This window comes from Lichenihabitans sp. PAMC28606 (genome assembly GCF_020616535.1).
GTDB classification, from domain to species: domain Bacteria; phylum Pseudomonadota; class Alphaproteobacteria; order Rhizobiales; family Beijerinckiaceae; genus Lichenihabitans; species Lichenihabitans psoromatis.
On the sequence record NZ_CP085136.1, the window covers coordinates 1,472,740 to 1,497,834 of the forward strand.

Annotated in this window: 21 protein-coding genes; 13 read left to right on the plus strand and 8 right to left on the minus strand. The window is 63.6% G+C overall.

The window, feature by feature from the left end; translation table 11 throughout:
• Positions 1-36: 36 nt before the first annotated feature.
• Positions 37-1,209, minus strand: coding sequence for a fumarylacetoacetate hydrolase family protein (locus LGH83_RS07055; protein ID WP_227401763.1), 1,173 nt, complete (start codon positions 1,207-1,209; stop codon positions 37-39).
• 80 nt (positions 1,210-1,289) lie between these two features.
• On the opposite strand from LGH83_RS07055, the gene LGH83_RS07060 reads away from it, so the two are divergent.
• Positions 1,290-2,093 carry a GntR family transcriptional regulator gene (locus LGH83_RS07060; RefSeq protein WP_227401173.1) on the plus strand — a complete coding sequence of 268 codons (804 nt, stop codon included), beginning with the start codon at positions 1,290-1,292 and terminating at the stop codon, positions 2,091-2,093.
• On the plus strand, positions 2,090-3,625 hold the full coding sequence (locus LGH83_RS07065) for a UxaA family hydrolase (protein WP_227401174.1): 1,536 nt from the start codon (positions 2,090-2,092) through the stop codon (positions 3,623-3,625). The genes LGH83_RS07060 and LGH83_RS07065 overlap by 4 nt, the downstream gene beginning before the upstream one ends.
• A gap of 31 nt (positions 3,626-3,656) precedes the next feature.
• Here the strand turns inward: LGH83_RS07065 and LGH83_RS07070 are convergent, their stop codons facing one another.
• The 3 genes from LGH83_RS07070 to LGH83_RS07080 all read right to left on the minus strand — a co-directional run bounded on the left by LGH83_RS07070 (position 3,657) and on the right by LGH83_RS07080 (position 6,123).
• Positions 3,657-4,754 carry a tetratricopeptide repeat protein gene (locus LGH83_RS07070; RefSeq protein ID WP_227401175.1) on the minus strand — a complete coding sequence of 366 codons (1,098 nt, stop codon included), beginning with the start codon at positions 4,752-4,754 and terminating at the stop codon, positions 3,657-3,659.
• A gap of 27 nt (positions 4,755-4,781) precedes the next feature.
• Positions 4,782-5,687 carry a glutamate racemase gene (murI, locus tag LGH83_RS07075; RefSeq protein ID WP_227401176.1) on the minus strand — a complete coding sequence of 302 codons (906 nt, stop codon included), beginning with the start codon at positions 5,685-5,687 and terminating at the stop codon, positions 4,782-4,784.
• A 91-nt stretch (positions 5,688-5,778) separates the two neighbouring features.
• A complete protein-coding gene (locus tag LGH83_RS07080; RefSeq protein WP_131118735.1) occupies positions 5,779-6,123 on the minus strand; it encodes an antibiotic biosynthesis monooxygenase family protein in 345 nt (114 codons plus the stop codon).
• A gap of 357 nt (positions 6,124-6,480) precedes the next feature.
• Here LGH83_RS07080 and rpsD point away from each other — a divergent pair, with 357 nt between their 5' ends.
• The 5 genes from rpsD to LGH83_RS07105 all read left to right on the plus strand — a co-directional run bounded on the left by rpsD (position 6,481) and on the right by LGH83_RS07105 (position 12,899).
• Positions 6,481-7,098 carry a 30S ribosomal protein S4 gene (rpsD, locus tag LGH83_RS07085; RefSeq protein WP_227401177.1) on the plus strand — a complete coding sequence of 206 codons (618 nt, stop codon included), beginning with the start codon at positions 6,481-6,483 and terminating at the stop codon, positions 7,096-7,098.
• Positions 7,099-7,293: 195 nt separating this feature from the next.
• Complete coding sequence (gene recA, locus LGH83_RS07090; protein WP_227401178.1) at positions 7,294-8,385, plus strand: recombinase RecA; 1,092 nt, start codon at positions 7,294-7,296, stop codon at positions 8,383-8,385.
• A gap of 288 nt (positions 8,386-8,673) precedes the next feature.
• The gene (gene alaS, locus LGH83_RS07095; protein ID WP_227401179.1) at positions 8,674-11,352 is read left to right on the plus strand and encodes an alanine--tRNA ligase; all 2,679 of its coding nucleotides are present in this window, start codon (positions 8,674-8,676) and stop codon (positions 11,350-11,352) included.
• On the plus strand, positions 11,349-12,542 hold the full coding sequence (locus tag LGH83_RS07100; RefSeq protein WP_227401180.1) for a cyclic nucleotide-gated ion channel: 1,194 nt from the start codon (positions 11,349-11,351) through the stop codon (positions 12,540-12,542). Before alaS ends, LGH83_RS07100 begins: the two co-directional genes overlap by 4 nt.
• A 174-nt stretch (positions 12,543-12,716) precedes the next feature.
• On the plus strand, positions 12,717-12,899 hold the full coding sequence (locus tag LGH83_RS07105; RefSeq protein ID WP_131120030.1) for a DUF1328 domain-containing protein: 183 nt from the start codon (positions 12,717-12,719) through the stop codon (positions 12,897-12,899).
• 77 nt (positions 12,900-12,976) lie between these two features.
• Here LGH83_RS07105 and LGH83_RS07110 read toward each other — a convergent pair whose 3' ends face one another.
• A complete protein-coding gene (locus tag LGH83_RS07110; protein ID WP_227401181.1) occupies positions 12,977-14,191 on the minus strand; it encodes an NADP-dependent isocitrate dehydrogenase in 1,215 nt (404 codons plus the stop codon).
• Between the two features lie 218 nt (positions 14,192-14,409).
• Here LGH83_RS07110 and LGH83_RS07115 point away from each other — a divergent pair, with 218 nt between their 5' ends.
• Both LGH83_RS07115 and LGH83_RS07120 read left to right on the plus strand, forming a co-directional pair.
• Entirely contained in the window at positions 14,410-15,237 is an 828-nt protein-coding gene (locus LGH83_RS07115) for an RNA methyltransferase (RefSeq protein ID WP_227401182.1), read from the plus strand.
• Between the two features lie 410 nt (positions 15,238-15,647).
• Complete coding sequence (locus tag LGH83_RS07120) at positions 15,648-16,199, plus strand: RBBP9/YdeN family alpha/beta hydrolase (protein ID WP_131118749.1); 552 nt, start codon at positions 15,648-15,650, stop codon at positions 16,197-16,199.
• A gap of 12 nt (positions 16,200-16,211) precedes the next feature.
• Here LGH83_RS07120 and cckA read toward each other — a convergent pair whose 3' ends face one another.
• Positions 16,212-18,752: a cell cycle histidine kinase CckA gene (gene cckA, locus LGH83_RS07125; RefSeq protein WP_227401183.1), complete on the minus strand. Its 2,541-nt coding sequence runs from the start codon at positions 18,750-18,752 to the stop codon at positions 16,212-16,214.
• A gap of 104 nt (positions 18,753-18,856) precedes the next feature.
• Positions 18,857-19,141 carry a hypothetical protein gene (locus tag LGH83_RS07130; protein WP_227401953.1) on the minus strand — a complete coding sequence of 95 codons (285 nt, stop codon included), beginning with the start codon at positions 19,139-19,141 and terminating at the stop codon, positions 18,857-18,859.
• Between the two features lie 6 nt (positions 19,142-19,147).
• Between LGH83_RS07130 and LGH83_RS07135 the strand changes: the two genes are divergently transcribed.
• The gene (locus LGH83_RS07135; RefSeq protein ID WP_264479148.1) at positions 19,148-20,203 is read left to right on the plus strand and encodes a hypothetical protein; all 1,056 of its coding nucleotides are present in this window, start codon (positions 19,148-19,150) and stop codon (positions 20,201-20,203) included.
• 18 nt (positions 20,204-20,221) lie between these two features.
• On the opposite strand, the gene LGH83_RS07140 is transcribed toward LGH83_RS07135, so the two are convergent.
• Positions 20,222-20,908: a hypothetical protein gene (locus LGH83_RS07140; protein ID WP_227401184.1), complete on the minus strand. Its 687-nt coding sequence runs from the start codon at positions 20,906-20,908 to the stop codon at positions 20,222-20,224.
• A gap of 269 nt (positions 20,909-21,177) precedes the next feature.
• Between LGH83_RS07140 and LGH83_RS07145 the strand changes: the two genes are divergently transcribed.
• From LGH83_RS07145 to LGH83_RS07155, 3 genes are all read left to right on the plus strand, one after another.
• On the plus strand, positions 21,178-22,332 hold the full coding sequence (locus LGH83_RS07145; protein ID WP_227401185.1) for an iron-containing alcohol dehydrogenase: 1,155 nt from the start codon (positions 21,178-21,180) through the stop codon (positions 22,330-22,332).
• A gap of 69 nt (positions 22,333-22,401) precedes the next feature.
• A complete protein-coding gene (locus LGH83_RS07150; RefSeq protein WP_227401186.1) occupies positions 22,402-23,904 on the plus strand; it encodes an aldehyde dehydrogenase in 1,503 nt (500 codons plus the stop codon).
• Positions 23,905-23,954: 50 nt separating this feature from the next.
• Entirely contained in the window at positions 23,955-25,094 is a 1,140-nt protein-coding gene (locus LGH83_RS07155) for a mandelate racemase/muconate lactonizing enzyme family protein (protein WP_227401187.1), read from the plus strand.
• Position 25,095 lies beyond the last annotated feature (1 nt).

Genomic DNA, 25,095 nt, shown 5'->3' on the forward strand with positions numbered 1-25,095 from the left:
TAAATCGAGTTGCGTCATGTCGCGCAAGAGCGGCGTCTAGATCAGCCCGCGCTTGGCGAGATGACGCATCAAATGGCTCGCGCCATAGGTCCAGGGCGCGCATTCGTGGCTATAGCGGATCCGGTTGGTCAAACGTCCGAGCGCCGGGGTCGCCACCGTGACGACATCACCCACCTTATGCGTGAAGCCCTTGCCCGGCTCCTCCCGGTCTTCGATCGGGGCGAAGAGCGTGCCGAGAAACAGCACGGCCCCGTCCGGATATTGGTGATGCGGCCCGATCATCTGCTCGGCGAGATCGGCCGGATCGCGGCTGATCTTGTCCATCGAACTCGATCCTTCGAGCGTGTAGCCGTCGACGCCTTCGACCCGCAGCGTCACATACATCGACCGCACCGTATCGAGCGAAAAGCCACCGTCGAAGAAGCGGAGGAACGGGCCAAGCGCGCAGCTCGCATTATTATCCTTCGCCTTCCCGAGCAGCAGCGCCGACCGGCCTTCGACATCGCGAAGATTGACGTCGTTGCCGAGCGTCGCGCCGACGATCCGTCCATCCGACGCGACCACGAGCACGACCTCCGGCTCGGGGTTGTTCCAGTGTGATTTCACATGGATGCCGGCATCGGCGCCGGTGCCAACGGCCGCCATAGCGGGCGCCTTGGTGAAGATCTCCGCATCCGGGCCGATGCCGACCTCGAGATATTGCGACCATGCGTTCTGCGCGAGCAGCACTTCTTTCAGGTGCATGGCTTCGGCCGAGCCCGGCTTGAGCTTCGAGAAATCCTCGCCCACCAGGCGGGTGATCTCGGTTCGGATCTCGGCAGCGGCGCTCATGTCACCCCTGGCCCGCTCCTCGATCACGCGTTCCAGCATCGACACCGCGAAGGTCACGCCAGCGGCTTTGATGGCGTGAAGGTCGATCGGCGCCAGAAGCCAAGGCCGTGTCGGGTCGCGATTATCCTCCCCCGTATTGGCCAGCACCTCCTCAAGCGTCGCGATCCTATCGCCCGAGGCGCCGCGCAACGCCTTCGCGGGCGACGCGTCCTCGCAGAGATCCCGCATGGTCGGGAATGTCGTGCTGATATCGATCAGCCCGCCCTCGCGGACCGCGACAACAGCCGGGCCACCAAGATCGGGACGCCAGACGCGCGCCGCGAGCGCGCCAGCAAAACCATCCTCGGGGAGTGTCGTCGCAGGGGTCAGCGGATGCATCATTCCGTCTCGCGTTGGGGCCGATGCAGGCAAATTGCACAATTGCTTGACCTTCGCCAAGCGCGATCTTACCATCTGACATGCTAGCGAGCGACAAAGACGCGCATCTGTGTGACGCGGCCGCTGCAATCCTGCATAGGATGGGTCCCCGCCTCATGGACGCCTCGGCGCATCATCGATCGACCGCAGCCATGCAGGCGCCCGAGACTGCGACAGCCAAGCGTTCGTCCAAGGCTGGTCATGTCTACCACGAGATCAAGGAAGCGATCCTGTCGGGGCTGCTCGAACCCGGATCACCGATCGATAAGGCCGAACTCTGCGAACGGCTCGGGATGTCCCGTTTTCCCGTGACGACGGCGATCAATCGGCTTGCCTATGACAGGCTCGTGGTGATCGAACCGCAACATGGCTCGTTCGTTGCCAAGATCGCCTTGAGCGACGTGCGGGAATGTATGCTGATCCGGACCGCGATCGAAGCCGAAATCGCCGCTGTGGCGGCCGAACGCGCGCCGCGGGCGCTCATCGACGATCTCAACCGCAACCTGCGCTACGAAGCGGCGGCGGCCGACGCGGATGACCGACCCGGACTCTATGCGCTGGATGTCGCTTTTCACCGCAGCATTTGCGACAGCCTCGGGCTCGCCCAAGCCGGCATCATTCTCGATACGCTCCGGTCGCACCTCGAGCGCATCCGCCGCATCCTCATGACGCCGCCGGGCCGCATGGCCAGCACGGTCGAGGAACACCGGGCCATCGTGGACGGAATGTCGACCGGCGATCCGGACGCCGCCCGCCTCGCGATGCGCCGCCACCTCGCCCAAACCACCGCGCTGTTCGACAGTTTCGCGCAGCAGAACCCCACGCTTTTCTCGGATTTGCCATGACGCTCCTCTCGACATCCCCCGCCCGCACGCTGCGCCTGCAGCCGCAGGACAACGTCGTCGTCGCGGTCGACACGCTCGATCCCGGTGCCATGAATGGATCGGGCGTCGAGGCGCGCGTCCGCGTGCCGAAGGGTCACAAGATGGCGACCGGACCGATCCGCACGGGCGAACCGATCCTGAAGTTCGGGCAGATCATCGGCTTTGCAACGCAGGACATCATGCCGGGCGATTGGGTCCACGAGCATAATGTCGAGATGCACGACTTCGCGCGCGACTATCATTTTGCCGAAGGGGCCAAGACCGAACTGGTGCTGCCGATCGAGCAACAAGCGACGTTTCAGGGCTTTCGGCGCGCCAACGGCAAGGCCGGCACGCGCAATTATCTCGCGATTCTGACGAGCGTGAACTGCTCGGCTTCGGTGGCCCGGTTCATGGCCAAGGAGGTGGAGCGATCCGGCATCCTCGACGATCATCCGGAGATCGACGGCATCATCGCGCTGGTGCATGGCACCGGCTGCGGCATCGCCTCGAAGGGTGAGGGGTTCGACGCGCTGAAGCGGACCCAATGGGGTTACGCCAGCAACCCGAATATCGCCGGCGTTCTGCTGGTCGGCCTCGGTTGCGAAGTGTTCCAGATCGGCCGGATGAAGAGCGAATACGGCCTGCGCGAAAGCGATGCCTTCCGCACCATGACGATCCAGGAAACCGGCGGCACACGCAAGACCGTGGAGGCCGGCGTCGCGGCACTGCGGGACATGATCCCGGCAGCCGCCAAGGCGCGGCGCGAGACGCTGCCGGCGTCCGAGCTGGTCCTCGCGCTGCAATGCGGTGGGTCGGACGGCTATTCGGGGATCACGGCCAACCCGGCCCTTGGGTCGGCCGCCGATCTGCTGGTTCGGCACGGCGGCACCGCCATCCTGTCGGAGACGCCGGAGATCTATGGCGCGGAACATCTGCTGACACGCCGCGCCGCGACGCGCGAAGTGGGCGAGAAGCTCGTCTCGATGATCAAGTGGTGGGAGGATTATACCTCGCGCGCCGGTGGCGAGATGAACAACAATCCCTCGCCCGGTAACAAGCTCGGCGGGCTCACGACCATTCTCGAAAAGTCGCTCGGCGCGACCGCCAAGGGTGGCACCTCGACCCTGACGGGCGTCTATCATTACGCCGAGCCCGTCACGACCAAAGGGTTCGTCTTCATGGACACACCCGGCTACGATCCCGTCTCGGCGACCGGCCAGGTTGCCGGCGGCGCCAACATCCTCTGTTTCACCACGGGCCGCGGCTCCGCCTACGGCTGCAAGCCGACCCCCTCGATCAAGCTCGCGACCAATAGCGACATCTATGCCCGCATGACCGAGGACATGGATATCAATTGCGGCGACATCCTCGACGGCGTCAGCATCGAGGCCAAAGGCCAGGAGATCTTCGACAAAATTCTGGCGATCGCGTCCGGTGAGCCGTCGAAATCCGAAGCGCTCGGCTATGGCGACGCTGAATTCGTGCCCTGGCAGATTGGCGCCACCATGTAGCTGCGGGTATCGACCATAGCGCCGAAGGCGGTCAGCTGCTTGGGCCTCGTCCGACCAGAACAACCGTCGGGCCGGGCTCGTCGTCGAACAAACGCTCGTAGAGTCGCTCGACCCCGATATCCAATAATTCGTTCAGGCGTGGTCCGAGATTGCGGAGATGCGGGTAGCCCGCAACCAGTCGATCCATGATGGCGATGGCGCGATCGAGGTCGCCTGCAGCCTCGTAATATTCGCTGAGGCGATAAAGCGTGATCTGACGATCCGGTTCGAGAACCAGCGCATGGTCGAGAATGCGCTTGCCTTCCTCGAGGTCGCCGACCTGAACCAGCAATGCGCCGAGATGATCCAGAAAGGGCAAATATTGCGGCCTGAGATCGGCCGCGATGCGGGCGAAGCGGACGCGATCGCGCGGCCTCCGGATGTTGTTCGAGATATTGTAGTAGAGATGCGGCGACCGTCGTCGCTCGGCTTTTAAGCGCTGCGCGAAGATCGCGGGATCAAAGGCTCCGGCTGCGATCTCGGGAAGCGCCGTCTGAAGCAAGCCGATTTCGGCCAGCATCGTGGTGCAGGGATGGCCGCCATTGACGACCGGCACGGCAATGACGCGCGTCTTGCCCTTGAACATCTCGACATGATGCCGATCGGGATCACGCGGATCGTAGAAGATGGTCGCGGCTTCGACGAAACAATCGTCCCACCGGTTCTCATGGCGGAAGTCGATCGCCTCGGCGTCGAAACGCCAGCGGGTCTCGAAGGGTGGCGTGTCAGGGTTGATCGAATATTGCGGCGACATGGCGATCGCATGCCCGGCCCCCACCTGGCGACCGAACCGAATGGCCGCATATCCGCCCATGCTCGAGCCGTAGGTGACGACCCGCTCGTAGCCGGTGACGGCGTTCCGGGCCGCATCAAACGCCCTGGCCGAAGTTTCGTGCAGGTACCAATTGTTGCGGCACGACAGAATATGGACGGCGTCGAAGCCGCGATCGCGCAGGAATGACTCGCCGAAGGCCGGCCGGTCCAGCGAACCGACATCGGAATACGAATCGAACGTGACGAAACACACCGCCGACCCGAACGGGCATGCGGCGCGGACCAGCAAATCGTCATCCCGGTAGAGCTCAACCATGTCGGTCTGTCAGCATGCGCCGCCGCGTCAGCCGGTTGCCATCGACCGATGGGGCGGAAACGCTTTGCCACCACGGCCGTCCAGACCTCGCCGGTCGAGAAATGTGAGCAAGGTGTCGCCCGGAACCCGACCGCTGGTGAAAAGCGCCGGGATGGCTTTGCTAGACTGGGGCTGCGGATCGGGCGAGGGATGCGGGCTCTCGCTTCGGGTCAGCACCTGGACGACGCGGCGCGCAATGGCGGGGGCTGGATCGATCCAAGTGACGGGCCAGGGCGCAAGCCGCTTCATCGTGTCGAGCAGCAGCGGGAAATGCGTGCAGGCCAGCACGACAACGTCGGTGCGACGTCCACCTTGATCGACGAAAACCGGCAAAATCTCGGCCGACACAGCCGCGTCGGACAGCGTTTCGCCCCGCATCGAAGCCTCGACCAAGCTCGCAAGGTGGACCGAGCCGACAAGATCAACGGCGCAGTCGGCCGCGAAGCTGCGGACGAGATCGCGTGTATAGTCGCGCGCCACCGTGCCCGGCGTCGCCAGAACGCTGATCCGCCGCGACCGAGACTGGGCGGCAGCCGGCTTGATGGCCGGAACGGTGCCGACGACATGGACAGCCGGCCAGCGCGCCCGCAACGGCTCCAACACGACCGTCGAGGCCGTGTTGCAAGCGATTACCACGACATCCGGCGCATGACTGTCGATCAGATAGCCCACAACATCGACGACGCGGGCTACGAGGGCAGCCTCTGGCATCTGGCCGTAAGGAAACACCGCATCATCGGCCGCGAAAACGACGTCTGCACCGGGCAGCGCTTTGACGATTTCGGCCAGAACCGTGAGGCCGCCGAGGCCCGAATCGAAGACGAGAACCCGTGGCGCTCCGCGTGAAACACCGCTCGCATCGGCTGCGGCGCTCAAGACGTCGCTGTCGGTCATCGGAACCGCGGGCTGAGTGGCGAATGAGGCATCATCCTCACCGATGTGCCATGCCGGATGCGGCGCATCAACCCGGCGCTGTCCGGGCCGCTCAGCCAAGCGCTTCGGTCATCCCGGCAGCGGTGCGCTTGATCGTCTGGATCACCTCGAAGCCTTCGAATTCGGGATGGCCGATATACATCGGCTTATTCTGGCCCGCACCGCGATGCGAGGCGCGGAACGCCTCGGAGTTGGTCCAGGCCACGAACTGCTCCCGGTCGGCCCAAATCGTGTGTGAGGAATACAGAATATGATCCTCGCGGTCCGGCCCCTTGAGCATGTGGAACTCGACGAAGCCTGGAACGGTATCGAGGTTCGATTCGCGCGACAGCCATAGATCCTCGAACACCTGCTCCTGTCCTTTGAGGACCTTGAACCGGTTCATGGCGATAAACATGCGACCTCTCCGTGCTGATGGGTTGCTGGCGCTCGACCCTGACACTCTATAGGGCATGTCGACGCTATCGCCGATGCGGCATCGGTGGTGATCCTGATCCGCATTTGCGGCTGATCGGCCATCGCTTCGTTGACTTCAGCGTCAAAACGCCCTAACGACGCTTCTCCGCCGACAGAGTCCACGCGACCTGACGGCCGGTAGCTACGAGGTTTCCGGGATTATCCCGCCTCCGGCGACGCACCCGCGGTTTTCCACTCGACGCAGTGTAAGGCCTGTCGGCTTCCGCATCTCGTTTTCGGACGAGCCACGGCAGCACAGGAGGGCGCGTTCCTCAATCCACTCACGCGAGGAATTGCGATGACGAAGCGCGCAGAATCGAAGTATAAAATTGACCGCCGCCTTGGCCAGAACATCTGGGGCCGTCCGAAGAGCCCGGTCAACCGCCGCGAATACGGCCCCGGCCAGCATGGCCAGCGCCGCAAGGGCAAGCCGACCGATTTCGGCACCCAGCTCAAGGCCAAGCAGAAGATGAAAGGCTATTACGGCAATATTTCCGAGAAGCAGTTCCGGAAATATTACGCCGAAGCCATTCGTCAAAAAGGCGATTCGAGCCAGAACCTCGTCGGCCTTCTCGAGCGTCGCCTCGATGCGGTTGTGTACCGCTGCAAGTTCGTCCCGACCGTCTTCGCGGCACGGCAATTCGTCAACCACGGTCACGTCCGCATTAACGGTCGTCGGGTGAACATTTCGTCCTATCAGGTCAAGGTCGGCGATCTGATCGAGGTCAAGGATGCGTCCAAGCAGCTCGCCGTCGTTCTCGAAGCCGTGCAGCTCGCAGAACGCGACGTGCCGGATTATTACGAAATCGACCACACCAAGATGACCGCCAAGATGACCCGCGTGCCCGGCCTGACCGAGGTTCCCTACCCGGTTCAGATGGAACCGAACCTCGTGATCGAGTTCTATTCGCGCTAAAATTCGGTAGGGTTCGTCCGTACCAGATCAAGCCGGTCCGCCTCGAGCGGATCGGCTTTTTTGTTTCTGAAACGTTATTCCAAGCCTGACGTTCGGGTTGCTCTAAGAACAAAACAAGAACTTGTAAAAGAGAACAAACCACGTACATTGATCCTGTTGCGGCGTCCCGGCGCGCATGTCAAAAGGATTGCACTCATGAGCCAAGCGAATCTTCGCCTCGTGGAAGGAACCTCCGTGGACAAGACTAAGGCGCTCGAAGCAGCGCTCTCGCAGATCGAACGAGCTTTCGGCAAAGGTTCGATCATGCGGCTTGGCAAGAACCAGAAAGCCGTGGAAATCGAGACCATCCCGACCGGCTCACTCGGTTTGGACATCGCGCTTGGGGTCGGCGGTCTGCCGCGCGGACGCGTGATCGAGATCTACGGTCCGGAATCGTCCGGAAAGACGACGCTGACGCTCCACGTGATTGCCGAGGCGCAGAAGCGCGGGGGCGTCTGTGCCTTCGTCGATGCGGAACATGCGCTCGACCCGGTCTATGCCCGCAAGCTTGGCGTCAATCTCGAAGATTTGCTGATCTCGCAACCCGACACGGGCGAGCAGGCTCTCGAGATCACCGACACGCTGGTGCGGTCGGGGGCGGTCGATGTTCTCGTGGTCGATTCGGTGGCGGCGCTGACGCCCCGCGCCGAAATCGAGGGCGAGATGGGCGACGTGCAGCCCGGCCTGCAGGCTCGTCTGATGAGCCAGGCTCTTCGCAAGCTGACGGCTTCGATCTCGCGGTCGAACACGATGGTGATCTTCATCAATCAGATCCGCATGAAGATCGGCGTGATGTATGGCTCGCCGGAGACGACGACGGGCGGCAACGCCCTGAAGTTCTACGCATCCGTACGTCTCGACATTCGCCGGATCGGTGCCATCAAGGATCGCGACGAGGTGATCGGCAACCAGACCCGCGTCAAAGTGGTCAAGAATAAGGTGGCTCCGCCGTTCAAAGAGGTCGAATTCGACATCATGTACGGCGAAGGCATCTCCAAGGTCGGCGAATTGGTCGATCTCGGTGTGAAGGCCGGCGTCGTCGAGAAATCCGGGGCCTGGTTCTCGTGGGACAGCCAGCGTCTCGGCCAAGGTCGCGAAAACGCAAAAGCGTTCCTCAAAGCGAACCCCGATGCGGCGCGGACGATCGAGCAGGCGATCCGCGAGAATTCCGGGCTGATCGCCGAGAAGATCCTCGGCGCTCCGGAAGCCGACAACGACGATGACGATCCGTCGGCCGCCGAAGCCTGATCCTGTCTGACGTCCTGCATTCACTGTAGCGTCGATCAACCGGTCACGACATGTCGCGACCGGTTTTCTTTTGCCTCGGAAACGTCTTAGAACGTCTCCTGGGCCGGCAGTTTGCCGGATCGCGGGCGCCGCCGCCTCGTCGGGATCGAAAATCCAGCGAGACGGGCCGACATGCCCCACCTTCCGAGTGGATCGAGGCGGCAGTTGCCACCTCCGTCAGCAGTTTTAGTCCTGAACAGATCGGCGCCCCGCCGAGGCTGTTCTCGTGAGAGCGTCGAGTCATACGGCATGAGCAGCGTCAACGACATCCGGTCGACCTTCCTCGATTTCTATCATGCGAACGGTCACGAGGTCGTCCCCTCCAGCCCCCTCGTGCCACGTAACGATCCGACGCTGATGTTCACCAATGCGGGCATGGTGCAATTCAAGAATGTCTTCACCGGCATTGAAAAGCGTCCCTATCGTCGCGCCACGACGGCCCAGAAATGCGTCCGCGCCGGAGGCAAGCACAACGATCTCGACAATGTCGGCTATACGGCCCGGCATCACACATTTTTCGAAATGCTCGGTAATTTCTCATTCGGCGATTATTTCAAACCGCAGGCGATCGAGCTCGCCTGGACCTTGATCACCAAACATTTCGCTCTCGATCGCGACAAGCTGCTGGTCACGGTCTACCACGATGACGACGAAGCCTTCGATCTATGGAAGAAGATCGCGGGTTTCCACGACGACCGCATCATCCGGATCGCCTCGTCGGATAATTTCTGGGCGATGGGCGACACCGGCCCATGCGGACCATGTTCCGAGATTTTCTACGACCAGGGCGAAAGCCTGTTTGGCGGCCCTCCTGGGAGCGCCGATCAGGACGGTGACCGCTTCCTTGAATTCTGGAACCTCGTGTTCATGCAATTCGAGCAGGTCGGCCCGGGCGAGCGTCTCGCGCTGCCGCGTCCATCGATCGACACCGGCATGGGTCTCGAGCGGATCGCCGCCATTCTTCAAGGCGTCAAATCGAACTACGACACCGATCTGATGCGAAGCCTCATCATGGCCGTCGCTTCTGCGACCGGTGTCGACCCGGACGGCCCGCAGCAGGCGAGCCATCGGATCATCGCCGACCATCTTCGCGCCACCTCGTTCCTGATCGCCGATGGCGTCGACCCCTCGAACGAGGGCCGCGGCTACGTGCTTCGGCGCATCATGCGTCGCGCCATGCGGCATGCTCAGCTGCTTGGCGCACGCGACCCGCTGATGTGGCGGCTCGTCCCGGCTCTGGTTCGCGAGATGGGTCAGGCCTATCCTGAGCTCGTGCAAGGCGAAGCGCGGATCGCCGAAATCCTGCAACTGGAAGAGACCCGGTTCAGGACAACATTGGCGCGTGGTTTGACGATCCTTGACGAGGAAACCAAGTCGCTCGCGCCAGGCGCGGTCCTGTCGGGAGATGTCGCGTTCAAGCTTTACGACACGTTCGGTTTTCCGTTGGACCTGACGCAAGACGCTCTGCGTGGCCGCGACATGACGGTGGACGAGGCGGCTTTCGCGACCGCGATGGAGCGTCAACGGGCCGATGCCCGCAAGGCGTGGACCGGCTCGGGCGAAGCCGCCACCGAAACGGTTTGGTTCGGTCTGCGTGAGCGAACCGGGGCGACGGAATTCCTCGGCTATTCGACCGAACGCGCCGAAGGCATCGTGACTGGCCTCGTGGGAGGCGGCACCGAGGTGCGGTCCCTGTCGACCGGCGAGAGTGGCTTACTTCTTCTCAACCAGACCCCCTTCTATGCCGAATCCGGCGGTCAGGTCGGCGATACGGGAACGATGCTCGGAGCCGGGCTCCGCCTGCGGGTGACCGACACGACCAAGAAGCTTGGTGACCTCTTCGTTCATGCGGTCACGGTCGAGGAGGGCGAGGTGACGATCGGCGTGCCGCTCGATCTCGTGGTCGACCATACCCGCCGCAGAGCGATCCGCGCCAACCACTCGGCCACCCATCTTCTGCATGAAGCGCTTCGGCTCGTGCTGGGTCCGCATGTCGCTCAAAAGGGATCGCTCGTCGATCCCGACCGGCTGCGGTTCGACTTTTCACACCAGAAGCCGATCACGGATGCCGAACTGGTCGCCGTCGAGGATATCGCCAATCGGATCGTGCTGCAGAACGAACCGGTCGTGACACGCCTGATGGGGATCGAGGATGCGCGATCGAGCGGCGCGCGTGCCTTGTTCGGCGAGAAATATGGTGACGAGGTCCGGGTCGTGTCGATGGGCCGAAGCGAGGCCGCCGATGGCGACGCCACACTGGCCTATTCGATCGAACTCTGCGGCGGCACGCATGCGGCGCGCACAGGCGACATCGGCCTCATCAGCGTTGTGGGTGAGAGCTCGGTCGCCTCCGGCGTTCGCCGGCTCGAGGCGCGCACCGGCACGGCCGCACGTCATCATCTGAATCGCGAAGCGGCTCGCACCCGCGCTTTGGCCGATCTCTTAAAGGCCAGCCCCGAGCAGGCCGCCGAGCGTCTCCAGGCCCTGATCGAGGATCGCCGCAAGCTCGACCGCGAGTTGGCGGAGGCTCGGAAGCGGCTTGCGATGGGTGGTCCAGCCTCGGGCGACGCCAAAAGTGGGATGCGGTCGGTTGCCGGTGTGACCCTGATGGCGCGCGCCATCACGGGCGTCGACATGAAGGATCTGAAGGGCTTGGCCGACGAAGCCAAGACCACGATCGGATCGGGAGTTGTGGCGATCGTCGGCGTGTCGGACGACGGGAAGGCCAGTATCGTGGTCGCCGTGACACCCGACCTGACGGACCGGCTGAGTGCGGTCGACCTCGTTCGCGCCGCCTCCGAAAAGCTTGGCGGTAAGGGCGGTGGGGGTCGACCCGACATGGCACAGGCCGGCGGTCCGGACGGCCATGCCGCAGAGGCCGCCTTGCAGGCGGTGTCGGACGCGATGGCGCATCGTATCGCCGAGTGAGCGTTGCCGCGCCCCGCACGGCTTGGTTTCGGGCGCGGCTCGATCTGCATGCGTTGTTCGATGAAGCGGACACGCGGAATTGGCCCGCGACGATCGTACGCCGGGGGCTGATCGGCCTCGTCCTGATCAGCGTTGCCAGCATCGTGCTGGAAACCGTGCCGGATCTCGCTGCGGCTTATGGCGCCTGGTTTCTCGGGATCGAAGATGTCGCGGTCGCGGTCTTTTCGATCGAATATATCCTGCGCCTTTGGTGCGCACCCGAAGAGCCGAACTATTCCGGATCTGCTGAATGGGCGGCCCGCTGGGCCTTCGCCCGCTCGCTTCCAGCACTCATCGACCTGATCTCGATCCTGCCGACCATTGCCGGTCTCATCGTGTCGGCCCACCTGAAGATCTTCCTGCTGCTCCGACTTCTGAGGTTCTTCAAGCTTGCGCGCTATTCGCCGGGCATGCGCTCGCTCGCCAAGGTGCTCGAGGCCGAACGCAAGGCGCTTCTGGCGTCGGCGATCATTCTTCTCGGCTTCGTCATCCTCGCGGCCGCCGCCATGTATAGCGCCGAACACGACGCCCAGCCCGACAAACTCGGCTCGATCCCGGCCGCGATGTGGTGGGCGATCGTCACCCTGACGACCGTGGGTTACGGAGACGTCTACCCGATCACGGTGGTGGGCCGGCTGGTCGCCAGTGTCACCATGGTGTTCGGGCTGATGATGTTGGCTCTGCCGGTCGGCATCGTGGCGACCGCCTTTGCCGAGGAGATCCATCGTCGCGAGTTCGTCGTCACCTGGGGCATGATCGCGCGCATTCCGCTTTTCGCGACCTTGTCGGCCAGCGAAATCGGTGAGATCACCCGTTTCCTGAATGCCAGGATGGTGTCGAAAGGAACAGCCGTCGTTCGTCAAGGTGAGGACGCGCGGTCCATGTTTCTCATCGCCAGCGGTGAGGTCGAAGTGGAGTTGCCGAATGGCCCGGTGAGGCTCGGCGAGGGACACTTCTTCGGCGAACGAGCCTTGCTTGAAAACTCCAAGCGCTCAGCGACCGTCCGCGCCACCGAGACGACGCGGCTGCTGGTGCTGGAAGCGTCCGATCTCCGCGTCATGATGGACCGCAACCCGGCGATCGCGCAGCGGATTCGCGGGGTCGCGGAACAGCGGCAGGCCGACAATGCCAAGAACGACGACGCTGACTGAATCCCGCACCCCGGTCGCAGGCGACGAATGTGCGACGATGTCGGAACTGAAGCGAAAGCTTGGCATTCCTTTCCAGCAGCCGGCGGTGTCCGAGAGGCACGACCGGTGGATGCAGCACCTCAACCAAGCCGCGGCGGGCGCGAACGGTTTGGGCGAGTCGAGGGAGACCGTAAAATGAATTTTGGAAATCTATTGCACTGGGCGATCATCTTTCTGGTCGTCGCACTTGTGGCTGGCATCTTCGGCTTTGGCGGCTTGGCCGGCACCGCCATGGAAGGTGCGCGTTTGTTGTTCTGGGTCGCGATTGTTCTGCTGGTGATCTCGCTGATCTTCGGCTTCATGCGACGAGGCGTATGACCGCACGCGTATCGGTTTAAAAACAAAGCCCGGCTCTCGCGAGCCGGGCTTTTTATCGGATTGACCAGCCCGACAGGTTAAGCCGCCATAGCGGCTTTCAGGTTGCTGTCGATCTTGTCCAGGAAGCCGCTTGTCGAAAGCCATTTTTGGTCGGGACCGACCAGCAATGCCAGATCCTTGGTCATGAAGCCGGCCTCGACTGTGTCGATGCAGACCTTTTCGAGCGTCGTCGCGAAACGAGAGAGCTCGGCATTGCCATCGAGCTTGGCCCGATGCTCCAAACCGCGGGTCCAGGCGAAGATCGAGGCGATCGAATTGGTCGAGGTCTCCCGGCCTTTTTGATGCTCGCGATAGTGGCGGGTCACGGTCCCGTGGGCGGCTTCCGCCTCCACGGTCTTGCCATCGGGCGTCATCAGAACCGAGGTCATCAACCCGAGCGATCCAAAGCCTTGCGCCACCGTGTCGGACTGCACATCGCCATCGTAGTTCTTGCAGGCCCAAACATAGCCACCCGACCATTTCATCGCCGAGGCGACCATGTCGTCGATCAGGCGGTGCTCGTAGGTGATCCCGAGTGTCGCGAATTTCGACTTGAACTCAGCATCATAGACCTCCTGGAAGATGTCTTTGAAGCGCCCGTCGTAGACCTTGAGAATCGTATTCTTGGTCGACAGATAGACCGGATATTTCCGCATGAGCCCGTAATTGAGCGAGGCGCGGGCGAAGTCGCGGATCGAGTCGTCCAGGTTATACATCGACAGCGAGACGCCGGCGCCGGGGAACTTGAAAACTTCCTTCTCGATGACCTGGCCATCGTCGCCCTCGAAACGGATCGTCAGGCGCCCCTTGCCTGGCACGATGAAGTCCGTGGCGCGATATTGGTCGCCGTAGGCATGGCGCCCGATCACGATCGGCTGGGTCCAGCCCGGCACCAGTCGCGGCACGTTCCTGGCGATGATCGGCTCGCGGAAGATTACACCGCCGAGGATGTTGCGGATGGTGCCGTTCGGCGATCGCCACATCTCTTTCAGCTTGAATTCCGCGACGCGCGCCTCGTCCGGCGTGATGGTGGCGCATTTCACGCCGGCGCCGTGCCGCTTGATGGCCTCGGCCGCATCGACCGTCACCTTGTCGGAGGTTTCGTCGCGGTGCTGGACCGAAAGATCGTAATAATCGAGGTCGATATCGAGATAGGGATGGATCAGCTTGTCGCGAATGGTGTGCCAGATGATACGGGTCATCTCGTCGCCGTCGAGTTCGACGAGCGGGTTTGCAACCTTGATCTTATTCATGCGACGCGCCTTATATGACGGTTGGCCTTGATGCCGTTGCGGCCGGGTCGGGCGGACTTTCCATCCCGATGCAGCAGCCGTATCCGGCGTGGATGATCCTCGTGCAGATCTCGCGTCAGCGGACGTGCCCTCGAAACAGCGTTTCGCTATAACATCGGCCGCGGACGCGACCAAGCATGCAGCCGCGACGTCGTCGTGGATTGCTGAAAGGCAGAAGAATGGTCGGGGCCGGAACGGATCGAACCAAACCCATGGTGGAGGGCGGCCCCGCCATCATTCTGGTGCGCCCGCAATTGGCCGTGAATATCGGCACGGCCGCGCGCGCCATGGCCAATTTCGGCCTGTCGGATCTGCGGCTGGTGGCGCCGCGCGCCGGGTGGCCCCCGGCCGAGGAATACCGCGCCGTGGCCGAAGCTGCGGCGGCCGGAGCGACGCCGTTGCTCGATCAAGCCAAACTCTACGACACGGTCCAGGACGCAGTCGCGGATCTCAATTGTCTGTGGGCCACGACGGCGCGGGAGCGCGGCCAAGGCAAGCGTCTTGTCGAGCCCGACGTCGCGATGGCGGAAGTTGCCGACGGGCACCTGCATCGGCAAGAGCGTCACGGCATTCTGTTCGGCCCGGAGCGCACGGGCCTGAACAACGACGAGGTCGCCCTGGCCGACGTCATCGTGACCTTCCCGGTCAGCCCCACCTATGGCTCGTTGAATCTCGCTCAGGCAGTTTTGCTGATGGGTTACGAGTGGCGGAAAGCGCAAGATCGACCGGCACCCGCACCCGGTATCGAGCGTTCTCCGCGTGCGCCGCGCGATCAGGTCATCGCTTTCTTCAACTATCTCGAAACCGAGTTAACCGAGGCAGGTTACTTCCGCCCCGATGACAAGCAACCGGTCATGCGCCGCAACCTGCGGAATATCCTGCATCGGCTGGCCATGACGGAGCAGGACGTGCGGACACTCCGTGGCGCCGTCGTCCGTCTGGTGAGCGGACGTCGGGTCGATACGCCGCGAACGAGCAAGCGGACTCTGGAGGCTGACCGGGAATGAACGACGATCGACCGACGGCTCAACACCCTTTGCAGATGGTCATCTTCTTATCGTTCTTTTTTTCTTCCCGCATATCGGATTGGGTCGTCCCACCGACGGATGGCTTTCCGGCGCCCATCCGCTTCTTCTGTGGCGACACGGTTCCGCCGGACGGGGCAGACTGAACGGTGTTCCCGCCACTTGACGATTGCGACGGCGTCGACGGACTGGTGGTCTGGGCTTCAGCTACCATCTGATAAGGGCAAAGTGACATCAGCGACGCTACGACCAATAAAGGCACCATCCGCATGACCCGTCTCCTTTTTGAGGCATCAACGGGCCGTCACCGAAATAGGTTGCTTCTTCCACCTACGCTCCACCATGCCTCGCCCGCTGGCTTTGGCATGTCTGCTTTTCGAGGGCCAAGATCAATGCGAAGCCGTGATGCCAGTATTCTGATGGTCCCGGGATTGGGCAACTCCGGTCCGGATCATTGGCAGACGCGCTGGCAAACCAAACTGCCGACCGCGCGTCGGGTCGATCAGGCATCGTGGGACGCGCCGGAGCGATTTCTTTGGGCCGAGGCGGTCCATGCCGCGATTGTGGCCAGCGACCGACCGGTCATCATCATCGCCCACAGCCTCGGGGTGATCGCCACAGTCGATGCGCTGACCAGCCGCGACGTGCAGAATGTCGCAGGCGCCTTTCTGGTGGCGCCTCCCGAGGAGGAGCGGCTGCTCGCCCTCCCCCAGGTCGATCCAGCTTTCGCTCTGTTTCCAAGCGCGCCGCTGCCCTGCCCCTCGGTTCTGGTCGCGAGCCGCAACGATCCTTATGCGTCCTTGGCGTCGAGCGAGAATCTCGCGCTCGACTGGGGCTCGAAGATGATCGATGCTGGCGAGGCCGGGCATATCAACTCCGAATCCGGGCACGGTCCCTGGCCAGAGGGGCTCATGGCTTTTGCGGGCTTCCTCAACAAGTTGTGAGGATCGAGGCCGTCAGGTCGACATGGTGGTCTTGACGGCCTCGACAAGTTGCTTGAGCGAGAACGGCTTCGGCAGGAAGCCGAACGCCTCGCCTTCGGGAAGGTTCTTGGCGAACGCCTCTTCCGCATAGCCGGACACGAAGATGACCTTGGCGGTGACGCCGCGCTTGCGGAGTTCGCCGAACATGGTCGGTCCATCCATTTCCGGCATCACCACGTCGGAGACGATAAGATCGATGGGCGTGCTGGTTTCCTCGACGACCTGCAAGGCTTCCGCGCCCGAACCGGCCTCGATCACCGTATAGCCCCGCGACGTAAGCGCCCGTGCTCCGAAGGCGCGGACGGCTTCTTCGTCCTCCACCAGCAGAATGGTGCCGCGGCCGGTCATATCGGTTGCGGTCGCTTTCACGACCTCCTTCTTCACCGTGTCGTCGACAGGGTCGGCTTTGTGTTGGGGCAGCAGGATCCGGAAGGTGGTGCCCTCGCCGACGATGCTGTCGCAGAACACGTAGCCGCCGGTCTGCTTGATGATTCCATAGACCATCGACAGCCCGAGGCCGGTTCCCTTACCGACCTCCTTGGTGGTGAAGAACGGCTCGAAAATCTTGGGCAGCACCTCGGGCGGAATGCCGGTGCCGTTGTCGCTGATCTCAACCAGCACGTAAGGCGCCGGCGAGAGAGACTTCTCATTGAAGGCGGCGCATTCCTCGATCGGCACGTTGCGGGTGCGGACCAGGATCTTGCCGCCACCCGGCATCGCGTCGCGCGCGTTCACCACGAGATTGATCACGACCTGCTCGAATTGGTTGAGATCGGCCTTCACCAGCCACAGGTCGCGGCCGTGTTTGACGTCGATCTCGATCTTTTCGCCGACGAGGCGGCGCATCAGGTTTTGCAATTCGGCCAGCACGTCGCCGAGTTGCAGAACCTCGGGCCGCAGGGTCTGGCGACGCGAAAAGGCCAGCAATTGCCGCACGAGTCCGGCAGCGCGATTGGCGTTCTGCTTGATCTGCATGATGTCCTGGAAGGACGGATCAGTCGGACGATGGTTCGCCAGGAGAAGATCGGAATAGCCGAGGATCGCGGTCAACACATTGTTGAAATCATGCGCGACGCCGCCGGCAAGTTGGCCGATCGCCTGCATCTTCTGGGCTTGGACGAAGCTTTCCTGCAGGGTTCGCTGCTCGGTCGTCTCGAGCGCGAAAACGTTGGCGGTTCCCCCGGCCAACCCGCCATCCTGCGCTGGATCATGGCCTTGGCTCTCGCCGGCCGACAGGAACAACCGCACGGAGCGCTCGCCCGGGCCGGTCAGACTGGCATCGACCGGTGCAATTTCACCCGTCCCGACAGCCGCGAGAGCGACGGCGGATTGTAGCGACGGCCGATCGGTTTCGCCGATGGCGGCGTAGAGCGATGCCGTGTAATCGCCCTTGCCGGAGCGCAGCGCGTCGCCGAAGAGGCGGGCAAAGGCAGCGTTGGATCGCGTGATGGTGCCCCGCGCGTCGAGCGAGGCGATCGCCATCGGGGTCGAGTTGAAGAAACGCGCAAACCGCACCTCGGCGGCCCGCAAATCCTCGGCCGGTTCCTCGCCCGGCGCGCGATTGATCACCAGCGTTCGAGACGGGCCGGCCGCGCCATCCTCGGCGAAGGCGATCCGGTGCAGGATGCGAACCGGCAAGCTGCGTCCGCTTCGGCTTTTCAGATCGAAATCGAATTGCTCGGTTTTGACGTCGCCGGGTCCGCCGGCCACCATGGTCAACATGGCCGCCCCATCGCCCGCGACGATGTCGGATACGCAGAGACCGCCCGATCCAACCTGGGCGAGATCATAGTCGAGCCAGGTCGCCAGCGTCGCGTTCATGTAGGAGATGCGACCATCTGGATCCGCCGAGAAGAAACCGGCCGGCGCGTGATCGAGATAGTCGATCGCGTGTTGCAGTTCCTGGAAGACGTTTTCGTGCCGTTCGCGCTCTCGCGTCACGTCGGCCACGGTCCACAGCACGCCCGGCTTGTTGCCCGGCCGCGTGATCGGGCGCACCCGCACCCGATACCAGCCGACCGCGCCCTCGCCGGTCAGGGCCGGAGAGAGCCGCATTTCCTCGGTGAGGCGCTTGCCGTCACGCGCCGCTTGCGCCAAACGATAGACGGCCTCGGAGACTTCCGGCGGGCCGGAGAACAAGCGCGCAACGGTGCGGAGGTCGGCGGCGTCGCTCGCACCCGACAGAAGCATGTAGGTCTCGTTGGCGTAGACGATCCGGTTTTCGCCCTCGGTCACCAGCAAACCTTCGGCATTGGTATCCGCGATCAGCTTGGTAATGTCATTGGGAGCCGCATGTCCGGCGACTTGCAGGAAGCCGACCGCGTAGAAAAACAGCGCCATGAGGCCGATGAGAGCCAACAAGGCCAGGAGGCCCAGCGTGAGACGACCGGCCTGATCCTGGGGGAGAATCGAATAGGACGCTGCGGCGGCCACAAGGAACAGAGCCAAGATGACGACGAGGACCGGGCTTCCGGTACGCTCGGTGCGGTCCACGGCGGCGGGAACGTCACTCATGGAACCAACCCGACCGAAGGGAGCCCCCGAACCATGCACCGGGAGCGCGAGGCGACCGCGTTAACCATTGATTAACCTTGTTGGAGCGCCGAAGCCGGTTTGTGTTACAATTCAACACTAGCGGCGTTTGGTGTCGAGAGGCAGACGATCTTATGCAGTCTTTTGGCGCGTTTTTCACGGATAACAAAGGAGCCGCCATTGCGGTCGTCCTCGTCGCGATCGTTGTTATCATCCTGATCCTGATATTTCTTTACCGGCTTCTGTTCGGCCGTCGGTTGCACATGGCGGGGGGCGGTCGCACCCGCCAGCCTCGCCTCGGCGTGGTCGACGCCTTCGATCTCGATCGACAAAGGCAACTCGTTCTGGTCCGACGGGATAATGTCGAGCATCTGCTGATGATCGGCGGCCCGAACGATATCGTGATCGAAACCTCGATCGTCCGAGGTCAGCCCGGCGTCGCGCTTCCGGGTGGTCGCGAGAAGGAGTCGGGTTCGACGTTGCCGCTCGCTCCGATGGGAACCGGGCTGCAACAGCCGCCTTTGTTCAATGCAACCGCGCCGGGCGCACCGGGCATTCCAACTCCAAGCCAAGCGCCCAGCTTTGAGGCGCAGATGTCCAACGCGTCCGATGTCGATCAAGCCGGCCGCTCCGAACCAAGCCTTTCGTCCCGCGACCTGCGGCCCGAGCAGGCCCCACCGCAACCGCCAATGCCTGCACCGTCCCGCGCACCGAGCATCGACGCTGGCCAAGTCGAGCGCCAGCAGAGCCGACCTGACAGTGCGACCGGCCCGAAGTCGGTTCCTCCCAGCCCGAGCGAGATCCTGCAGCAGGCCGTCAGCCGATCGGCCGCACAGCCGGTCCGAACGCCCGCTTTCCCGCCCCGCCCCGCCTCATCGGCGCCGATCGCTGCCCCGCCCAGCGCGTCGGCTCCGATCGACTCGGCTCCCACGCCGACGTCCGGCGAGCCGTCCGGCACGGCCACGCCGCCAGCCGCTCCGGCGACTCGCCCCGCTTTCGCGGCGTTTCGTCCAACGCCCGGTGCCGCGCCGCGGCCGCTCTCAACCGGCCCTCGTCCTGCCTCGACGACACCGCTGTCGCGCGGGACGTCGGCTGCTTCGTTGCGGCGCGACCCGCCGCCGCCGGCCACCCCCGTCGGGCCGGTCGATGCCGCCGACATGCCGAACGCCCCCGCGACTCAGCCGAACCCACCGCCAGTGCCGCGCGCGCCGCAAGCACCCGAACCCGTGCAGGTGGCCCCACCGACACCGCAGCCGGCTCCCGCTCCGGCCGTTCTTCCCCCCGCACCGTCGGGTCCGGTCGCCGTCCCGCCTGTCGCGATGGAGCAACCCCGGCAGGCTCCCCTACCGACCACGCTGGACACCCTCGAGTCGCTTGAGGAAGAAATGGCGAAGCTGCTTGGCCGTCCGAGCAATCAGTCCGACAAGGGCTGAGCCGGTTTCGCGGCGGCATCATCGCGGCGGCGGCATCCAATCTTGCCAATGCTGGCCGATGGCGCGGATCACGAACCACACGATCACGCAAAGCGCGATCAGACCGAGATAGTCGATCACGACCCCAACCAGCCAGGATAACAATCGCCGGCGCGGCCGCCTCTGTCGCGGCGGGGGGCCGGACGGTTCGGCAGGCAATGGGGGCGTGACGTCCATTTGGGGCGAAATGCCCTCGTTATGGGGCATCGGGCCTTCGTTCGACCGGACCGGCATCGCGGCCGACGCGAGTGCTTTTTCTCGATCGACGAGCCGCCTCGCCATATAATCCATAATGGCCTCGACAGTGGCGTCGACACCCTCACTGGTCGCCAGAATGATGCGCCCGTGCCGGGTATCCTGCACGAAGCGGTAGTGTCGCTTGTCGTGCCCCATGTCGACGAAAGCGATCATATCGATGAAAAGCCGAGGCCGCAGTCCGTGCGTCAGGCCCACATCGAAGAGATCGACGTCCGCCGGAAGTTGCGCCAGGACGGGTTCGAGCGCGTCGAGCAGGAGTTCCAGCCGAGCCAATTCGGCCCCACGCAGGTCGGAGACGACGTCGGCCCGCTCCGCCTCTTCGACGCGCGCACGTCGCACCGCTGCCCGAAAGTCGGGACTGGGGTGGCTCGTCCCATCGTCATCGTCATTCGGGGTTCGCAGTGCCATGAAGGCATCCTGGTGAAACGGTTCTGTTGAACCACGACGGTGCTGGCGACTCGAACAAGCGTCAATGCGTCATTCATCATGACCATGCTGACCAATTCGGGCGAAATTCCTCGGCGGCGGTGAGCCTCTCCTGATCGCAGCGAATTTTGAGGCTACCGCATCTTCAAATCGTTGTTGGGGCCGCCTCGGCGGTCGGCCATCCTGCGGCTCGACATTCCCCGGCGTGACCGCCTTATCGGTGCGCCCCAAATCCCGCAATCGAGCCGATCATGAGCGTCCACCAGCTTGCCCAAGTGCCTGCGATGACGATCGGCGCGGGAGCGCGAAAGCAGATCGGCGATCTGGCCGCGAGCTTGGTGGCACCAGGATCGCCCGTGCTGCTCGTCGCCGATCCGGGTCTCGCCGCGACCGGCATGACGGCCGAACTCGAAAGTCTCCTGGTGGCGGCTGGTTTTCCGGTCATCGTCTTTTCCGACATCAAAAGCGATCCGACGATCGCGCAGGCTGACGCGGCCGCCAAGGTCGCGCGGTCGAGCGGCGCCAAATTGATGGTGGCGCTCGGCGGCGGCTCGGCGCTGGATCTTGGCAAAGCCGTCGCGGTCATCGCGGGCGCCGATGCGCCGGCCGAAACCTACGCGCTCTGCGCGGCGCCGCTTCCGGCAGGCCGCCTCAAGATCATCTGCATGCCGACGACCTCGGGCACCGGGTCGGAGACGACACGGACCGCAATCCTTTCGGCGCCCGAAGGCGCCAAACTCTGGTTCTGGGGTGACGAACTCAAGGCCGACCACGCGATCCTCGACCCTGAACTCACCGTCAGCCTGCCGGCCCAACTGACGGCAGCGACCGGCATCGATGCCCTCGTTCATGCCGTCGAGGCGGCGACTAACCGCAACGCGCATGCGGGGAACGATCTTTATGCTCACGAAGCGATCCGCCTCGTTGCGCTTCATCTCGAAACCGCCGTCAAGGACCCGACCAATCTCGTGGCCCGCGAGGGCGTTCAGCGTGCTGCGGCCCTGGCCGGCACCGCCATCGACAATTGCGGCACCGCCATCGCGCATGCGATCGGCCATGCGATGGCGTCGCTGCGTCCCATGCATCACGGTCGCGCGGTCGGTGTTGCCATGCTGGCCTCCCTGCCCTGGGTCGTCTCGAACGATCCCGACGGTCGCTTCGCCGCCTGCGCCGTCGCGATGGGGGCGGAGCCCACCGCGCAAGGCTTCATCGATGCTTACGGGGATCTGGTGCGGCGCACGGGATTGCGGATCGCGGTCAGCGACGACTTCACCGGGATCACGCCTGAAGCGCTGGCGGCCCAGATGGTGCGGCCCGAGAATGCTCCGATGATCCGGTCGACGGTTCGCGAGAGTTCCCCGGCGGATCTGCTCGCGATCGCCCAAGCCGTGCTGGCTCTCCGCTAAGCCCATCATTCGCGTCGCATTGGAGCGTGAGCCAGCACGGGCGCGTTCGAGGACATAAAGGACACCATCATGCTCGATCGCCCCACCTCGAAATCCGGCTGGGAGGCCCGCGCCCACGCACTTCGCATCGAGGGTCGCGCGTTCATCGACGGCGCCTATGTGGCGTCCTTGTCGGGCAAGACGTTCGAGCGCCGCTCGCCCATCGATGGCCGGGTGATCGCCTCCGTGGCGGATTGCGACCAAGCAGACGTCGATCGCGCCGTCACAGCGGCACGCCGGTCGTTCGAGGCGGGAGTTTGGCGCGATCAGCCCCCTGCCGCAAAGAAAAAGGTGATGCTGCGCTTTGCCGAACTGATCCGCGAGAACCTGGATCTGCTGGCGCTGCTGGAGACGCTCGACGTCGGCAAGGTGATCGGCAATTCGCTCGCGGTCGACGTGCCGTTCTGCGCCGATTGCGTGCAATATTATGCCGAACTCGCCGACAAGATGATGGATGAGGTCGCCCCCGTCGGGCCGAAGGATCTCGCGATCCTACGCCGCGAACCGCTCGGTGTCGTCGCAGCGATCGTGCCGTGGAACTACCCGCTCATCATCTCGGCCTGGAAGCTGGCGCCGGCTCTCGTGGCTGGTAACTCGGTTGTGCTGAAGCCGGCCGAGCAGTCGCCGCTCAGTGCGATCATGCTGGCTGGTTTGGCCAAGCAGGCCGGCCTTCCCGACGGCGTGTTCAACGTGGTTCCTGGCTTCGGCGAAAGCGCCGGCAAGCCGCTTGGGCTCCACCCCGATGTCGACATGGTGACGTTCACCGGATCGACCGAGGTCGGCAAGCTGATGCTGCGCTACGCCGCAGACAGCAACATGAAACGGGTGTCGCTCGAATGCGGCGGCAAGAGCCCGCATGTGGTGTTGGCCGACGCCGATCTCGATGCGGCAGCTTCCGGCATTGCCTGGGGCATCTTCTATAATCAGGGCGAAACCTGCCATGCGGGGTCGCGCGTGCTGGTGCATCGCTCGGTCCACAAGGCCCTGGTCGAGAAGATCCAAACCGTGCAGCGTGAGCAGATCGGGCTTGGCGATCCGCTCGACCCAGCGGCCCAGATGGGCGCGTTGATCGAGGAAAAGCACATGGAACGTGTGCTCGGCTACGTCGATCTGGCCCGCAGCGAAGGCGCGACCGTCACCTGCGGCGGAACCCGGGTCAGGCGCGAGACCGGCGGCTATTACGTCGATGCGACGATCCTCGACGACGCCCGCAGCGACATGCGGATCGCGCAGGAGGAAATTTTTGGTCCCGTGCTGGTCGTCATCCCCTTCGACACCGAGGCCGAAGCGCTGCATGGCGCCAACGACTCGATTTATGGTCTGGCGGCCGCCGTCTGGACGCAGAACATGAACGCGGCGCATCGTTTCTCGTCCGCCATCAAGGCCGGAACGGTGTGGATCAACGCCTTCGACAAATCCTCGCTGGCGACGCCCTTCGGCGGGTTCAAACAGTCCGGCTTCGGCCGCGATCGCTCCGTCCATGCGGTCGAAAAATACATGGACTTCAAGACGGTTTGGACCGCCTATAGCTAAGCGTTATTCATGCGATCCGTCCCGACCGTCCCATTTGTTGCGTGAGGCTCATGTCCCCTGACGACTCTCTTGCCGATGCGGTCAAGATCACGGCCATCGAGATCAGTCACCATCGGTTGCCGCTCGATCCGCCGTTCAATGCGAGCTGGGACACGCAACCTCGGACGGCCTTCGACGCCACCATCGTCAGGGTCCACACCGACGCGGGATTGACCGGCATCGCCTCGGGCGACGCGATGCTGGGCTTCGCGGGACACGAGCATCTGTTTGTCGGCCAGGACGCGCTCGCGATCGAGCGCCATTGGCGGGTTCTGAACAACATCCAGTTTCACTGGGGGCGCCCCTGGCCGCTCGATCTCGCTTTGTGGGATCTGGCCGGCAAGATCACAGGCCAACCCGTATGGCGCTTGCTCGGCGGCCTATCCGGCAGCGTCCGGCTCTATGCGTCCTCCGGCACCCTTCGATCGCCCGAGGCGCTCGCCGATGCGGCTGAAAGCTATCTCGGCCAGGGCTTCCCGGCCTTGAAAATCAGGTTTCACCGCGGTGACTGGCGCAAGGACGTCAAGGCTCTCGAGGCCGTTCGGGCCCGCGTCGGTGACAAGCTCGACCTGATGGTGGATTGCAACCAGGGTTGGCGCATGTCCTGGGACGCTTATCCGTCCTGGACCCTCAAAGATGCGGTTCCGGTGGCGCGCGAACTCGAACGGCTCGGCGTTTACTGGATGGAGGAGCCGCTGCATCGCGGCGATCGCGAGGGGATGCGCCGCCTGCGCGATACGGTCGATATCCGCATCGCCGGCGGCGAGATGACGCGCGAACTCTACGAATTCCGCGATCTCATCACCGATGGCGCGCTCGATGTCTTGCAACCCGACGCGGCGCTGGTCGGCGGCATCACCGGGCTGCGCCGCATCGCCTATATGGCGCAAGAGCATAATCTGACGTTCACGCCGCATACGTGGACGAATGGCATGGGCGTGGTCGCCAACGCGCATCTGACGGCTGGTGTTACCGACGCGCCCTGGCTCGAATTTCCCTATGATCCGCCCGAATGGAGCCTCGAGCGTCGCGACTTCATGATGGCTGAGCCGCTACGCGCTAACAGCGATGGCACCGTGCAGCTCTCGGAGCGGCCCGGTATGGGGTATGAGCCGGCAGAGGATCTTCTCGCTAAGACTCGGATCGGTTGAC